The sequence below is a fragment of the Kitasatospora sp. NPDC091207 genome (genome assembly GCF_044768625.1).
In the GTDB taxonomy this organism is placed as follows: Bacteria; Actinomycetota; Actinomycetes; order Streptomycetales; family Streptomycetaceae; genus Kitasatospora.
In genome coordinates, this window is record NZ_JBIVVS010000013.1 from 84,433 (window position 1) to 99,747 (window position 15,315).

Sequence of the window (15,315 nt, forward strand, 5' to 3'; positions counted from 1 at the left end):
GACGCCCCCGCACGGAGCCGGAGGTGACGGCGGATCAGGCCGAGGTGCCGCCGTCCCCGGGGTGGAGCGGCTTGCCGTAGACCGTCGAGCCGAGCCGGACCGTCATGCCCACCCGCTCGTACAGCGAGAGCGCGCCGGTCTCCGAATGCGTCCACAGCGTGCACGTCCGCCGCCCGTGCCGGTGGAAGGCGCGGAACGCCTCCTGGAGCAGCACGCGGGCGATCCCCCGGTTGCGGTGGTCCCGCCGGACGGCGACCCGCTCGACATAGCCCTCGCCGCTCTCCGGGACATCCAGGGACAGCACCGCGCCGACCAACTGCCCGTCGGCGAAGGCCAGCGGAGAGAGCGCCGGGGCGAAGGCGGCCCGCTCGACGGTGTGCCGCGCCCACTCCTCGTAGGGCTTGCGCCGCACCTGCCACTCGTCGAACGCGTCCTCGGTGAGCCGGTAGGCCGCGTGCTCGTCGCCGCGGCGGAACGGCCGGACGGTGACCCCCGCCGGCAGCGCGGGCACCACCGGTTCGGTGGCCAGCTGGATCTCCAGCAGCCACTGGGTGACGAACGGCCCGTAGCCGCGGGACCGCAGCAGCTCGACGGCCGCCCGGTCGCCGTCCAGGAGGGTCTGGGAGATCCGCTCGCTGCCCAGCTGCCGCGCCCGGGCCTCGGCCCAGTCGAGCAGCGCGCCGCCCAACCCCCGGCCCCGGTGGGCGGGGTGGACGTCGACCTTGCTCCGCCGTCCGCCGTGCACCCAGGCCCGGCCGACCACCGCCCCCGCCGCGTCCTCCACCAGCAGCGTGTCGTGCGCCGGGTCCAGGCCGGGCAGCGCGAGGTCGGCGGCCACGCCGTCGGCCGCGTTCTCGGCCCGGTCCCCGGCGTCGCCGAGCAGCTCGCGTTCGCAGGCGGTGACCAGCCGGTGGACGGCGGGCGCGTCGGCCGGGGCGGCGGCCCGGCTCCGGTAGTGGGCCGGGAGGGGCGGCGGCGGAAGGTGAGACATGGCGCGACTCTGCGCCATCGGTGGGCGGTCTGTCGACCGGTCCGGCGAACCCGCGTCATCGCGGCGGGGAACCGGGGCCGCCTCCGGCACGATCGATGACGGGAGGCGGCCCACAGCCCCGGGGCCGGTCGTCACCCTACGGACGGGGCATCGACCGCGTTGTCCTGACCGACCACGCTTCTCCACCCGTTCGAGCCGGGGCGTCCTCCGCCCCATGCGGCCGTGCCTCCCCCTGCCGGATCCCGCCCGGTGGCGCGGGTGTTCGCCACCGGTCCCCATCCCACAGCCTCAACCGGGCTTGAGGTCAAGCCCGGCCCGCTCGCGCCGCGCACGAGACGTCGGACCGGCCGACTTCTCGTGCGGCCGCGGCAGCAGCGCCGCCGCCGCCAGCGGAAAGCCCACCACCAGCGCGTACGCCCACCCGTACCCCGTCGAGCCGATCAGCGCGCCCACCGTCGGGCCCACACAGGCCGCGACCGCGTTCCGCACGGTGGTGTGCACGCCCAGCGCCCGGCCCGCCCACGCGCTGCCCGCGTACTCGGCGACGGCCGTGAACGACAGCCCGTTGGTCGAGACCGTCAGCACGCCCGCCGCCATCAGCGCCGCCACGGCGGGCGCCGACCCGGTGAAGGCGCCCACCGCGAGCAGGGCCAGCACGCCCGAGGCCGTCACCGCGAGCTGCCGGATCGGGCGTACCCGGCTGCCGACCACGTCCGACCAGCGCCCGGCCGCCAGCCGGGCGCCGGCCCCGGCCACCTGGACGCAGGCCAGCAGCGGACCGGCCGTCGAGGGCGACCAGCCGCGCTCGTCCACCAGGAAGACCAGCGCGAACACCGACACCGTGAACTGCGGCACCACCAGCAGGGTCGCCGCGCCGTGCAGCCGCCACAGCACCGCCGTCCGGTACGGGTTGGCGGCCCGCGCGCCCGCACCGCCGTCGGTCCGGGCCGGGTCCCGGACCGCGACCGCCACCAGCAGCGCCGCCGCCACGCTCAGTGCGCCCAGCACCGCCAGCGCGCGGGCTCGCCCGTGCGCGGCGAGCGGCGGCAGCAACAGTGCCGCCAGCGCGACCCCCAGGGGCAGCGACGTCTGCCGCAGCCCCATCGCGAGCCCGCGCTCCCGGGCCGGGAACCACCCCAGGATCAGCCGCCCGCTCGACGCGTGCGCCGACGCCCCGGCGGCGCCCGCCAGCAGGAAGCAGAGGCCGAGCGCGAACGGTCCGTGCACCGCGGTCGCCGCCGGCAGCACCAGTCCGCCCAGCCCCAGTCCGGAGGCCAGCACCCACCGCTCGCCCCACCGGTCGGCCGCCGCGCCCCACGCCGCGAGCGTCAGCACCAGCCCGATGGTCGGGCAGGCGGCGAGCAGCCCGGCCCGGCTGAGCGAGAGACCCTCGTCGCGCAGCACCGGGATCAGGTACGGGAGCCCGAACTGGAACGCGCACCCGGACGTCATCGCGAACATGCCGACGGCGAGCACCCACCACCGCCGGGGGCCGTGTTGTTCGTGTTCCATGCCGAGCAGCTCATCAGACCGGAGGCGAATCCGGCAGAGGTGTCTACGGGGTGGACCGCCGGCTGTGACACTGGCTGCCATGGCTCCTTCCTCGCAGCACGCCCGGTCGTCGGCGGGCGCTCCCGAGCCGTCGGGCGCGCCGTCTCCGTCGGGGGTTCCCGAACCGGCGGGCGCGCCGTCTCCGTCGGTGCGCAACGCGATGACCGGGGGGACCGTCAACGGCCTGCTGGTCCAGGCCGAGCAGGTGCACCTGCGGGTCACCGAACCGCGTTGGCCGTGCCGGGTCGGCCTGATCCCGAACGTCGCGGACGCCTTCCAGCCCCGCGGCCTCGTCCGGGAGCTGGCCGACACCCCGGCCGGCACGACCGTGCTGTCCGGGATGGGCGGCGTCGGCAAGACCCAGATCGCCGCCCGGCACGCCCGGAGCCTGCTGCGCTCCGGCGGGCTCGACCTCGTCGTCTGGACGGCCGCCACCGACCGGGAGGCGGTGCGGCAGTCCTACACCCGGGCCGCGCTGGAGATCGGCCTGGCGGACCGGCAGGACCTCGAACCGGCCCCCGAACGCCTGCTGGCCTGGCTCGACTCCACCGACCGGCGCTGGCTCGTCGTCCTCGACGACCTGACGGACCCGGCCGACCTGCGGGAGCTGTGGCCGCCGGACACCGCGTCCGGCCGCACCGTGGCCACCACCCGCCGCCGCGACCGGCCGCTGGCCGCCCGCGGCCGACGGCTGGTCGACGTCGGCCTCTTCACCGAGGCGCAGTCCGCCGCCTACCTCGCGGAGCGCCTGCCCGCCGTCGCCCCGGGGGAGGCGGCCGGGCTCGCCGCCGAACTCGGTCACCTCCCGCTCGCGCTCGCCCAGGCCGCCGCCTACCTCGACGAGACGCAGATGCTCCCGGCCACCTACCGGTCCATGCTGAGCGGCCGGCACCCGCTCTCCGGTCTCACCCCGTCCGGCGGCGCGCTGCCCGACGACCAGCGGGCCCCCCTCCCGGCCGTCCTCGGCGTCTCGCTGGCCCGGGCGGACCGTCACACCGGCGGCCTGGCCACCCCGATGCTCCAGCTCGCGGCGCTGCTCGACCCCGGCGGCATCCCGGTGGGCGTGCTCACCGGCGAGCCCGCGCGGGCACATCTGGGGCGCCGGGTCCTGGCGTCGAAGCTCCCCGGGCCGAAGGGCCTGCTCGGCTGGTACGGCCGACTGTTCGACACGGCGGAGTACGACGTGCTGGTACGGACGCTGCCGGCGCACGGCGTCGCCCTGCCCAGCGAGGCCGCCGCCCTCGCCGTCCTGGAGGTGCTGCACCGGTTCGGCCTCGCCGACCTCCTCCCGGCCTCCGACGGCCGGGAGTTCGCCGTGCTGAGGGTGCACGCGCTCACCCAGCACCTGGCCCATGACACCCTGCCGGCGGCCGCGAAGAGCCGCGCGGCGTTCGCCCGGCTGGTGGCCGGGGCCCTGCAGGCGGCCTGGCCGGTGACCGACCACGACCAGGCGCTGGCCCACGCCCTGCGGGCCAACACCGCCGTGCTGCGGGTCAACGCCGGCGGGGCGCTCTGGGCCGATGCCCAGGCGGCGTCGGCCTCCGTGCTGCAGCGCGCCGGGACGAGCCTCACCCAGAGCGGCCGGGTGATCGCGGCCGCCGGGTACTTCGAGGACCTGCGGCGGGAGGCCGAGGAGCGGGTCGGGCCCGAGCACCGCGCGACCCTGATCCTGGCCGGGGAGGCCGCCAACGCGCGCGGCCGGGCGGGCGACCGCGCGGCCGCGATCGAGCTGCTCGGCGCGCTGCTGCCGGTCCTGGTCCGGGTGCAGGGGCCGGACGCGGCGGAGACCCTGGCCTGTCGCGGCGACCTCGCCGCCTGGCGGGGCCGGGACGGCGATCCGGCGGCGGCCGCCAAGGAGTTCGCCGCGATCCTGGCGGCCGCGCGGCGCGCGCTCGACCCGGGCGACCTCTTCCTCCTCACCGCCCGCAACAACCTGGCCGTCTGGCGCAGCTCCGCCGGCGATCCGGCGGGCGGGGCGGAGGCCCTGGAGGAACTGCTCGGCGGGCTGCCCGCCGGCTTCGGCCCGGACCACCCCACGGTGCTGCTGGCCCGCGCCAACCTCGCCAACCTGCGCGGCCGGGCGGGCGATCCGGCGCGGGCGGTGGCGGAGCTGCGGGCGCTGCTGGCGGACCGCGCGCCCAGCTACGACCACGACCACCCGCACACCCTGGTGGCCCGGGCGAGCCTGGCGGACTGGCTGGGCGCGGCCGGCGACCGCACCGGCGCGGCCGAGGCCTGCCGGGGGCTGCTCGACGACGCGCTCGGCGCGCTCGACCCGGAGCACGAGTACCTCGCCCTGATCCGCGAGAGCGTCGACCGATGGCTCGACGGCCCGGCCGAGCCCCCGGCCGAGCCGGGGCCCGTTGACGCGGGCTCCGTTGACGCGGGGCCCGCCGGTTCAGGACCCGTTGTTCCGTGACCCGCTGACGCGGGGTCTTCCGGCCGGGGGCCCGCCGAGCCGGGAATCCGCCGATCCACGGGTGGAGGACGGGTGCGGGGCAGTTCGGCGGATCAGCACACCGCAAGGCGCTCGTGACGGGCCCGGTGGCCCTGGTGCACGGCCCCTCGGGGCGTGATCGGACGGGGGACGGGTGCGCACCTGGCGGCGCGTCGCCCGGTCTGTGACCGGGCCCGCCGCCCGCGTCCCCCGCGACGCGCTCCTTGGGGCTCCCGACGCGACCACCCCAACACGACCGCCCCGACGCGACCGCCCCGACGCGACCGCCCCGACGCGACCGCCCCCGACGGGTGTGCGGACCCGTCGGGGGCGGAACTCGGGGAGCGTTCGGGCAGGCGGGCGTTACGCCGCCACCGGCCGGGCCGGGTCGCCGTACGCCTCGCGCACCCGCGCCTGGGCGGCCGGCCCGGCGTCGAGGTGGTCGAGGCCGAGCAGCGCGGCGCCCAGCACCGGCGGTGCCACCACGACCCGCGGCTCGGCCAGCGGCGCCGCCGCGGTCAGGCGCGCCGTCAGGTTGTCGAGCAGCAGCGGCTGCCGGGAGGCGAGCACACCGCCGCCCAGCACCACCGGGGCGGGCTCGTCCAGCAGGTCCAGCCGGCGCAGCGCGACGACGGCGAGCCGGGTGATCTCGTCGGCCTGCCGGTCTATCAGCTCCAGGGCGACCCGGTCGCCGGTGTCCGCCACCGCGAACAGCACCCGGACGATCTCGTGCAGCCGCGCGAAGGGCAGGTGCCCGAGGTGGATGGCCTCGGCGACGGCGATGGTGCTCGGCAGGCCGAAGTGCTCGGCGATGGCGCGGGCGAGCGCGGTCGGGCCGCCGCGGCCGTCCTCGGCGCGGACGGCGTGCCACATGCTGCTGGTGGCGAGGCCGCTGCCGCCGCCCCAGTCGCCGGTCAGCTCGCCGAGGGCGGGGAACCGGGCGGTGCGGCCGTCGGGCAGCAGGCCCACGCAGTTGATGCCGGCGCCGCAGACGACGGCGATGCCGCGCGGGCCGTCGGTGCCGGCCCGCAGCAGGCCGAAGGTGTCGTTGACGACGGAGCTGGTGACGCCCCAGGGGTGGGTCTCCAGCGCGGTGCGCAGCGCGGCCTCCTCCACCGGGAGGTCGGCGTTGGCGAGACAGGCGCTGACGTGGGTGGTCAGGACGCCGCTGCGGAACGTCAGCCCGGCAGCGGCGGCCGCCTCCTCGACCAGCGGCGCGAGGCCGGCGACGGCCGCCGCGCCGCCGATCTTCTGCGGTGCGAAGCCGCCGCCCCGGGCGGAGCCGTGCACGGTGCCGTCGACGCCGATCAGGGCGACGTCGGTCTTGGAGTTGCCCGCGTCGATGGCGAGAACGCCGGGCAGGAGTGGTTCGGGCTGGTGGGTCATGAGGTCCCCGCGGCTCGTACGTGGCCCGGCCGTTGTCCCCGGCCGGGGGTGGTCGGTCTCCTCGCGGCCCGGCCCGCCGTCGGCACTGTCGGCAGGGCCGACGGCCGGCGGCGCGGGCCGGACGGAAGGGGCACGTCAGGCCCAGGCGAGGTGCTCGCGGTTGTGGGCGAGCAGCCGGTCCGTCAGCCGGTCGGCGAGTTCGATCTGGCCGACCAGCGGGTGGGCGAGCAGGGCGTCGAAGACCCGGTCGCGGCCGCCGCGCAGGGCGGCGTCGAGGGCGAGCTGCTCGTACGAGGTCACCGAGGCGATCAGGCCGGCGTACAGGGGCTCGACGGGGCGCTGCGGCAGCGGGCGCACGCCGGCGGCGTCCACCTCGGCCGGCACCTCGATCACGGCGTCGTCGGGGAGGAAGGGCAGGACGCCGTTGTTGCGGGCGTTCACCACCTGCACGGACGTCCCGCCGCCGGTGCCCAGCAGGGCGGCGATCAGCTGGACGGCGGCCTCCGAGTAGAACGCGCCGCCGCGCTTGCCGAGCAGTTCCGGCTTGGTGTCCAGGGCGGGGTCGGCGTACATCTCCAGCAGATGCCGCTCGATCTCGGCGACCTCGGCCGCCCGGGAGCCCTTGACCTTGAGCTCCTCCACGACCAGGTCGTGCTGGTAGAAGTAGCGCAGATAGTAGGAGGGCACCACGCCGAGGCGCTCGACGACGCGCTGCGGCAGCCGGAGGTCCTCGGAGATCTCCTTGCCGAAACCGCTGAGCAGCTCCGGCAGCACCTCGCGCCCGGTGGCCGCGCCCGGGGCGTCGAGCAGGGTGACGCCGCGCTCCCAGGTGAGGTGGTTCAGGCCGACGTGGTCGAGGCGGATCAGCTCGGGGTCGACGCCGAGGTGTCCGGCGAAGCGCCGCTGGAAGCCGATCGCGACGTTGCACAGGCCGACGGCCTTGTGACCGGCGTTCTGCAGCGCCCGGGTCACGATGCCGACCGGGTTGGTGAAGTCGACGATCCACGCGTCCGGGTTGGTACGGCGGACCTTCTCGGCGATGTCCAGCACCACCGGCACGGTGCGCAGGGCCTTGGCCAGGCCGCCCGCCCCGGTGGTCTCCTGGCCGACGCAGCCGCACTCCAGCGGCCAGGTCTCGTCCTTGTTGCGGGCCGCCTGCCCGCCGACCCGCAGTTGCAGCAGCACCGCGTCGGCGTCGGCGACGCCCGCCTCGACGTCGGTCGTGGTGGTGACGACGGCGCCGTGCCCCTGCTTGGCGAAGATCCGCCGGGCCAGCCCGCCGATCAGCTCCAACCGGTCGGCGGCCGGGTCGATCAGGACGAGTTCGGCGATCGGCAGGCTGTCGCGCAGCCGGGCGAACCCGTCGATGAGCTCGGGGGTGTACGTCGAACCGCCACCCACGATGGCCAACTTCAGTGCGGACATCAGCCCTTGACCCCTGTCAGTGTCACGCCTTCGATGAAGGCCTTCTGTGCGAAGAAGAAGAGGATGATCACCGGCGCCATCACCAGCAGGGTGGCGGCCATGGTGAGGTTCCAGTTGGTGTGGTGGGCGCCCTTGAAGGACTCCAGACCGTAGGAGAGGGTCCAGGCGCCCGGGTTCTCGCTGGCGTAGATCTGCGGGCCGAAGTAGTCGTTCCAGGCGTAGAAGAACTGGAACAGCGCGACGGCGGCGATGGCCGGCTTGGCCATCGGCAGCACGACCTTCAGCAGGGTGCGCAGGTCGCCGCAGCCGTCGATCCGGGCCGCCTCGATGTACTCCTTGGGGATGGTCATCAGGAACTGGCGCAGCAGGAAGATCGAGAACGCGTCACCGAAGGCCATCGGGATGATCAGCGGCCAGAGCGAGCCGGAGAGGCCCATCTGCTTCGACCAGAACAGGTACATCGGGATGATGGTGACCTGCGGCGGCAGCATCATCATCGCGATGACGGCCATCAGGGCCAGATTGCGGCCCCGGAATCGGAACTTGGCGAGCGCGTACGCCACCGGGAGGCTGGACACGATGGTCAGCACGGTGCCGAGGCCGGCGTACAGCAGGGTGTTGCGCCACCAGGTGAGGAACCCGGGGGTGTCCCAGACCTTGGTGTAGTTGCCCCACTCCCAGGAGGTGGGCCAGTAGTCGGTGGTGAGCGCCTGGCTGTCCGTCATCACCGAGGTGAGGAAGGCGAAGACGAACGGCAGCAGGAAGAACAGCGTGGCGGCGATGGCCAGCGAGTGGACGGCCACCCAGTTGAGCGCGGCGCGGCGGCGGGCGGCCCGCGCGGCGGCGGTGCCGGGCCGCCCGGACCCGGTGGCGCCGGACGTGCCCGCGGGGGCCTTGGAGAGCGTGGTGCTGAGAGTCATGATCGAGTCCTCACTGGTCCGCTAGTCGTCGTTCGCCATGAAGCCGGACTTGCGGCGCAGCAGGAGCGAGGTGACGGCCATCGAGATGGCGAACAGCACCAGGGCGACGACGCACGCCGCGCCGTAGTTGAAGCGCTGGAAGCCGAGGTTGTAGACCATCTGCGGCAGGGTCCAGGTGGAGCCCTGCGGGTAGCCGGGCTCGAACTGCTGCCCGGAGTTGCCGGCGATGCCGCCGGCGACCTTCCCGGCCACGATCGCCTGGGTGTAGTACTGCATGGTCTGGATGACCCCGGTGACCACCGAGAACATGATGATCGGCGAGATGTTCGGCAGGGTCACGTACCGGAAGCGCTGGAGCGGGCCGGCGCCGTCCAGCTCGGCGGCCTCGTACTGCTCCTTCGGGACGTCCAGCAGGGACGCCATGAAGATGACCATCAGGTCGCCGATGCCCCACATGGCCAGCATGGTGAGCGCGGGCTTCGACCAGGTCGGGTCGGCGAACCAGCCGGGCTGGGGCAGGCCGATCTCGCCGAGGAAGTGGTTCACCGGTCCGGTGCCGGGGTTGAGCAGGAAGGCGAACGAGACGGTGGCGGCCACCGGCGGTGCCAGGTACGGCAGGTAGAACGCGGTGCGGAAGAAGCCGACGCCGGTCTTGACCTTGGTGATGAGCAGGCCGATGCCGAGGCCGAACGTCACCCGCAGCGACACCATGACGACGACGAGCCAGAGCGTGTTGCGCAGGCCCTTCCAGAACGACGGGTAGTCGTTGAAGACGTAGTCCCAGTTCTTCAGGCCGCTGAAGGTGGGGGCACTGAAGCCGTTGTACTTCATGAAGCTGAAGTAGACGGTGGAGAGCAGCGGGTACAGGAAGAAGACGCTGAACCCGATCAGCCAGGGGGAGAGGAAGGCGAGGGTGCGGGCCGCCTCCCGGCGGCGCTTCCGGCGCAGCAGGTGCTGCGTGGAGGGCGCCGCCGGTTCGGTCGATCCGGTGCCCTTGCGGGTGCCGAACGCGAGTGACATGGGAGCTCCGAGGTGGCGCCGGCTACTTGGCCTGGGCGATGGCGGCGTCGATCTCCTTGGCGGTGGCCGCGAGGCCCGCCGGGAGGTCCTTCTGCTGGCCGGACTCGTAGGCGTAGCCGAGGTTCTGCAGCGACACGATGTACGCGCCGCCGTTGACGGTCGGCGGGGTGGTGCCGGAGTACTGGTTCTTGGCGATGTCCAGGAAGGTCTTGAAGTTCTCGTCGCCGATCAGCTTCGGCGAGTTGAGCGCGTCGAAGGTGCTCGGCACGTTGTGGATCGCGTTGGCGAAGCTGACCACGGCGTCGGTGTCGGTGGTCAGGTACTTGACCAGCTCCCAGGCGGCGGCCTGCTTCTTGCTGCTGCTGGCGATGCCGACGATGGTGCCGGTCTGGTAGCCGCGGCCGTAGGTGGCGACCTGGTCGTCCGGCACCGGGAACGGCGCGGTGGCCCACTCGAAGTCGGGCTTGTTCTCGGCGAGCGCGGCGGTGCGCCACTCACCGTCGATGGCCATCGCGACCTGGCCGGTGAGGAACGGGTTCTTGGCGCTGAACTCCTCGCCGAAGGTGGCGCGGTACTTGTCGAGCTTGGCGTAGCCGCCGAGCTTGTCGACCAGGCCCTTCTGCCAGGTCAGCATCGAGGCGACCTTGGGGTCGGTGGCGAGGTTCGACTTGCCGGAGCCGTCGAAGTAGCTCGGGCCCCACTGGCCGAGGAAGTGCTCGGTGGTCGACTCGTAGCCGTGGTACAGCGGCATGAAGCCGAGCTGCTTGAAGCCGTCGCCGTCGGCGACGGTCAGCCGGGTGGCGGCGTCGGCGAACTCGCTGAAGGTCTTCGGCGCGCTGGTGATGCCGGCGTCGGCGAAGGCCTTCTTGTTGTAGTACAGGCCGAACGCGTCGCCGAGCAGCGGCAGCGAACACTGGTTGCCCTGGTACTGCGTGTAGTTGAGCATCGCGGCCGGGAAGGTCTTCGCGGCGTCTATCTTGTCCTTCTCCAGGAAGGGCTTGAGGTCGGCGAAGGCCTTGGTCGAGCAGAACATGCCGACGTTGTTGGTGGTGAAGGAGGAGACCACGTCCGGGGCGGAGTCGCCGCCGGCCCGCAGCGCCTGGTTGACCTTGTCGTCGGCGATGTTGCCGACGGCCTTGACGTGGATGTTCGGGTGGGCCTTCTCGAAGGCGGCGATGTTGGCGTCGATCGCCTTCACCTCGGAGTCCTGGTTCCAACCGTGCCAGAAGGTGATGGTGACGTCGCCGCCGTTGGCCGAGTCGTCCTTGCCGCCGGTGTCGTTGGTGCCGGTGCAGGCGGTGGCGAGCAGGGCCAGCACGGCGCCGCCGGTCACGGCGGCGACGGTCCGGCGGCTTCTGCGGGAGGTGGTGGAGTGCACTTCGAGATCCTCCTGGGGGTGCGCGGGCAGGCGTCATTGCCTCAGGTCCCGCGTTGGGGGTTGGGGGAGAGGTGTGCAGGGTTTGTGGTGCGGGCGGGAGCTGTCCGTGGGGTGGTGCGGTCGCGGTGGGCGGGCTTCAGTGAGTGGAGAAGACCGCCTCGCGAGCGGCTGCCAGGGCGCGTTGCAGTGCGCCGAGCAGGACGGGTGAGCCGGGCAGGGCACTGCTGCGGACCTCGGGCCGGGCGATCGAGATCCGGGCCAGTTCCTCCTCGACGAGTGCGCGCAGCCGTTCGCCGCCCGCGCTCGGCACGCCGCCGGAGACCACCACGAGCTGGGGGTCCACGACGGCGACGATCACGGCCAGGCCGACGGCGAGCCGGCCGGCCAGGGCGGCGAGGAACTCGTCACCGGCACCCGGGGTCTCCAGGGCCTTGGCGAGCGACTCCTCCGCGGTGGGCGCGCCGAGCCCGTACTCCTTGGCCAGGACCCGGACGGCGGGTGCGCCGACCAGCTCCTGGAACCCGCCGGAGTTGCGGCGGCGCACGTCCCGCACGACCGGTGAACCGGGGACGGGCATGTAGCCGACCTCCCCGGCGCCGCCGGTGAAGCCGCGGTGCAGCCGGCCGGCGATCACGATCGCCGCGCCGGTGCCCTCGCCGGCCCAGAGCAGGACGAAGTCCTCGAACCCGCGCGCCGCGCCGGAGGCCTGCTCGGCGACGGCGGCGAGGTTCACGTCGTTCTCGATCGACACCGGCGCGCCGATCGCCTCCGAGAGCTCCCGGGTCAGCCGCGGGGAGTGCCAGCCGGGCAGGTGGGAGGCGTAGCGGAGCTTGCCGGTGACGGGGTCGGGCGCGCCGCCGACGCCGATCGCCACCGTGTGCAGGCTGTCCTCGGGGAGCCCGGCGGCCCGGACGGCCTCGGCGACGGCCGCGGCGACCCGGGTGACGGTCTCGGCGGCGGTCCAGCCCTTGGTGGGCACCACGTGCTCGGCCAGCGTGACGCCGGTGATGTCGGCGATCGCGATCCGGGCGTGACTGTTGGTGACGTCCAGGCCGGCGACGTAGCCGGCGGCCGGATTCACTTGGTACAGCTGGGCGTTGGGGCCCGGCCCGCCGGCGGTGGTACCGACCGGCAGGACGAGCCCGGCGGCCTCCAGACGGGCCAGCAGCTGGGAGGCGGTGGGCTTGGAGAGGCCGGTCAGGGTGCCGATCTGGGTACGGGAGAGCGGGCCGTTCTCCAGCAGCAGTTCGAGGGCCGCGCGGTCGTTGATGGCGCGCAGCAGGCTGGGGGTGCCGGCGAGGGGGGCCTTGGCGGGCGTTCTGGTCACGGCGTCGATCCTCCTCTTCCCGGCACGGCACGGCGGACGCAGGGTGGGCTCCAGGCGAACTGTTAGGAAACTTTCCAGTCGCTTGAACAGGACCGTACGGTCCACGTCAGGAGGGTGTCAATGGTCCTTCCGGCGGTGGATGCCGAAGCGTTACCGGCCAGCGCGAAGCCCCGTCTCCCGATGTCCGGGAGACGGGGCTTTCGTCCGGTTCGCGCGTCCGGTTCGCGGCGGGCGGCCGGGCCCTCGGGCGGCCGCCGGGCCCGTCAGGGCGCCTTGGAGATGTCGTCGGCCGGCTTCACCGGAGCCGGTATCGGCGCCGTCGCGAGGTAGCGCGGCGAGGTCGGGTCGGCCAGCGCGGACGGCGGGGCGGGGTCGGTGGGCGGCGTCGTCGGGGCGGTCGTCAGCACCACCCCGGTGGGGGCCGCGGCGGCCGCGGCGCCGGCGGGGAGCGGGGCCTCCTCCTTGACCTTGATCCCGGCCTGGTCGAACGCGGTCTTCAGCCGGTGCCGCAGCGCCCGGGCGACCGACAGCGCCTTGCCCGGGGCCGTGCGCGCCTCGACCCGCAGCACCACCGAGTCCACCGCGACCGACTCCACGCCCAGGATCGAGACCGGCGCCCAGACCAGCTCGTCGAACGGCGCCTCCTTGGCCATCGCCTCGGCCGTCTCCTGGATCAGCGCCTCGACCCGGGCCAGGTCCTCCTTGTAGCCGACCTGGACGTCCACCGAGGCGGTCGACCAGCCCTGGCTCATATTGGCGATCCGCTTCACCTCGCCGTTGCGGATGTACCAGATCTCGCCGCCCGCGCCGCGCAGCTTGGTGACCCGCAGGCCGACCTCCAGCACCGTGCCGGTCGCCACCCCGGTGTCGATCTCGTCGCCGACGCCGTACTGGTCCTCCATGATCATGAAGACTCCGGAGAGGAAGTCCGTGACCAGGTTGCGGGCGCCGAAACCGATCGCCACACCGGCCACACCGGCGCTCGCCAGCAGCGGCGCCAGGTTCACCCCGAGCGCCGAGAGGACCATCAGCGCGGCCGTCCCCAGGATGCTGAACGAGGCGACGCTGCGCAGCACCGAGCCGATCGCCTCGGACCGCTGCTGCCGGCGTTCGGGGTTGACCACCCCGGTGTTGGCCAGCAGTCCGCCGAGCCGGCCGGGCTCGTCGTCGGTCTCGTTCGACTTGATCATCCGTGCTATCAGCTGGGTGATCAGCTTGCGCACCACGGCCCGCAGCACCAGCGCCAGCACGATGATGAAGACGATCCGCACCCCGCCGGCCAGCCAGTCCTGCCAGTGCGAGTCGAACCAGCCGGCCGCCTGCTTGGTGGTGTCACTGACCTCTTGCGCGCTGGTCGGGATTCTGAGGTCGAACTGCGGCAGCTGCGGGGCCGTGGGGCTCGGGGACGGGCTCGGCGGCGTGGACGTGAGCGTCGTGGACGCGTCGGCGAGGAGACCGGCGGCACCGGACCTGAACACGTGCGGGGACCTTCCTGCAGGGGTCGTGGCACAGCCCGCCGACGCGGAGGCACACCCTGGGCCTGCGGACCGTCCGCCTTAGCCTATCCGCCGCCGGACCGCGCCCCGGACACGCCGGGCGGCCGCCGGGCGGCCCGGGAGTAGCCGCCCCGGGGCGTGTGGCCGCCGCCCGGACGCCCCGTCAACGCCCCGGCACGCCCCCGATCGGCCCGCCGATCCGCCCCGGACCGGCCTCTGATCGGGCCTCCGACGGCAACGGGCGGCGCCCGCCGCCGCGCTGCTCCGACCGGACGAGCCGTCCCCCGGGAGGGCACCCGGGTGCAACCCGTCATTCGCCCGGGCATATCGGGTATGACAGAACCCACACCCGGAGTTCACATCAGCTCCGTTACACAGGAGTGGTGGCGCCGTACAAAGGCGTAAGGCGACACTGGGGGAGATCACGCACCCGTTGTGTGGTCGAACCGCTCGTCCCGGCGCGAGCCACGCGCCGCAGGCGTCCAAGGAGGCATCCGTGCCGCATGTCCTGGTCCTCAACGCGTCCTACGAGCCACTCGGCGTCGTATCGATGCGCCGCGCACTCATCCTGGTCCTCAACCACAAGGCGGTCAGCCTGGAGGATTCGGGAGTCACTCTGCACAGCGCCACCAGCGCCCTTCCGGCGCCGTCCGTCGTCCGACTGACCCGCTTCGTCCGGGTCCCGTTCTGCGGGCCCGTCCCGCTCACCCGCCGGGCGCTGTTCGCCCGCGACCACGGCCGCTGCGTCTACTGCGGGGCCGCCGCCACCAGCGTCGACCACGTCATCCCGCGCAGCCGGGGTGGCCAGCACCGGTGGGACAACGTGGTGGCAGCCTGCCGCCGCTGCAACCACACCAAGGCCGACCGTCACCTCACCGAACTCGGCTGGCGGATGAAGCGGCCACCGGCCCCGCCCAGCGGCCTGGCCTGGCGCATCATCGGCACCGGGATCAAGGACCCGCGCTGGCGGCCCTACCTGGAACCCTACGGCGGCGGTGACCAGCTGCACGCCCCGCAGTGGGCCGAGTACGAACACCACGACCATACCGAGGCCGCGCATCCGCTGCCGCTCGGCCGGGCGCACTCCGCCCACTCCGCCCCCGCCCGCCGCGGTGAGCAGCCCGAGCCGCTCTCCGCCTGACCCCGCTCCACAAGGGCTTGCCCGTCATACTTCGGTACGCCTCATGGGCCGCCGCGCACCCCGCACCGGGGCGCACGGCGGCCCGCCGCTGTTATTCGCCCGCTCGCCTCCGGGCCGCTCTCGTCCGGTGCCGACGGTCGGCGCTCCAACGCCACTCGTTCCTCGCGACGTCCTCGCTTCTCCCTTTCGGCACCGGCGCGGCCCTTCGGCTCGGGGCTGTGTTGTCGCCCGCTCGCCCGCTCG

11 protein-coding genes are annotated in these 15,315 nt (G+C 73.9%); 2 read left to right on the forward strand and 9 right to left on the reverse strand.

The genetic code is table 11. The features are described 5' to 3' along the window. Positions 1-34 precede the first annotated feature (34 nt). Together ACIQTO_RS21890 and ACIQTO_RS21895 are read right to left on the reverse strand one after the other, a co-directional pair. Entirely contained in the window at positions 35-991 is a 957-nt protein-coding gene (locus ACIQTO_RS21890; protein WP_402390443.1) for a GNAT family N-acetyltransferase, read from the reverse strand. A 288-nt stretch (positions 992-1,279) separates the two neighbouring features. Beyond that, positions 1,280-2,503, reverse strand: a complete 1,224-nt coding sequence (locus tag ACIQTO_RS21895) for an MFS transporter (RefSeq protein WP_402390445.1) — start codon at positions 2,501-2,503, stop codon at positions 1,280-1,282. 199 nt (positions 2,504-2,702) lie between these two features. On the opposite strand from ACIQTO_RS21895, the gene ACIQTO_RS21900 reads away from it, so the two are divergent. Continuing rightward, the gene (locus ACIQTO_RS21900; protein ID WP_402390447.1) at positions 2,703-4,961 is read left to right on the forward strand and encodes an NB-ARC domain-containing protein; all 2,259 of its coding nucleotides are present in this window, start codon (positions 2,703-2,705) and stop codon (positions 4,959-4,961) included. Between the two features lie 381 nt (positions 4,962-5,342). On the opposite strand, the gene ACIQTO_RS21905 is transcribed toward ACIQTO_RS21900, so the two are convergent. The 7 genes from ACIQTO_RS21905 to ACIQTO_RS21935 all read right to left on the reverse strand — a co-directional run bounded on the left by ACIQTO_RS21905 (position 5,343) and on the right by ACIQTO_RS21935 (position 13,913). Continuing rightward, complete coding sequence (locus ACIQTO_RS21905; RefSeq protein ID WP_402390450.1) at positions 5,343-6,365, reverse strand: N-acetylglucosamine kinase; 1,023 nt, start codon at positions 6,363-6,365, stop codon at positions 5,343-5,345. Between the two features lie 135 nt (positions 6,366-6,500). After that, complete coding sequence (locus ACIQTO_RS21910) at positions 6,501-7,790, reverse strand: 6-phospho-beta-glucosidase (RefSeq protein ID WP_402390453.1); 1,290 nt, start codon at positions 7,788-7,790, stop codon at positions 6,501-6,503. Beyond that, entirely contained in the window at positions 7,790-8,710 is a 921-nt protein-coding gene (locus tag ACIQTO_RS21915; RefSeq protein ID WP_402390456.1) for a carbohydrate ABC transporter permease, read from the reverse strand. Before ACIQTO_RS21915 ends, ACIQTO_RS21910 begins: the two co-directional genes overlap by 1 nt. Before the next feature lie 21 nt (positions 8,711-8,731). Further along, on the reverse strand, positions 8,732-9,730 hold the full coding sequence (locus ACIQTO_RS21920; RefSeq protein WP_402390458.1) for a carbohydrate ABC transporter permease: 999 nt from the start codon (positions 9,728-9,730) through the stop codon (positions 8,732-8,734). A gap of 22 nt (positions 9,731-9,752) precedes the next feature. Continuing rightward, positions 9,753-11,108 carry an ABC transporter substrate-binding protein gene (locus ACIQTO_RS21925; protein ID WP_402390461.1) on the reverse strand — a complete coding sequence of 452 codons (1,356 nt, stop codon included), beginning with the start codon at positions 11,106-11,108 and terminating at the stop codon, positions 9,753-9,755. A gap of 136 nt (positions 11,109-11,244) precedes the next feature. Continuing rightward, positions 11,245-12,435 carry an ROK family protein gene (locus ACIQTO_RS21930; RefSeq protein WP_402390464.1) on the reverse strand — a complete coding sequence of 397 codons (1,191 nt, stop codon included), beginning with the start codon at positions 12,433-12,435 and terminating at the stop codon, positions 11,245-11,247. Between the two features lie 263 nt (positions 12,436-12,698). Continuing rightward, positions 12,699-13,913 carry a mechanosensitive ion channel family protein gene (locus ACIQTO_RS21935; RefSeq protein ID WP_402390467.1) on the reverse strand — a complete coding sequence of 405 codons (1,215 nt, stop codon included), beginning with the start codon at positions 13,911-13,913 and terminating at the stop codon, positions 12,699-12,701. 514 nt (positions 13,914-14,427) lie between these two features. Between ACIQTO_RS21935 and ACIQTO_RS21940 the strand changes: the two genes are divergently transcribed. Further along, on the forward strand, positions 14,428-15,072 hold the full coding sequence (locus tag ACIQTO_RS21940; protein WP_402390470.1) for an HNH endonuclease: 645 nt from the start codon (positions 14,428-14,430) through the stop codon (positions 15,070-15,072). The last annotated feature ends 243 nt before the right edge of the window (positions 15,073-15,315 follow it).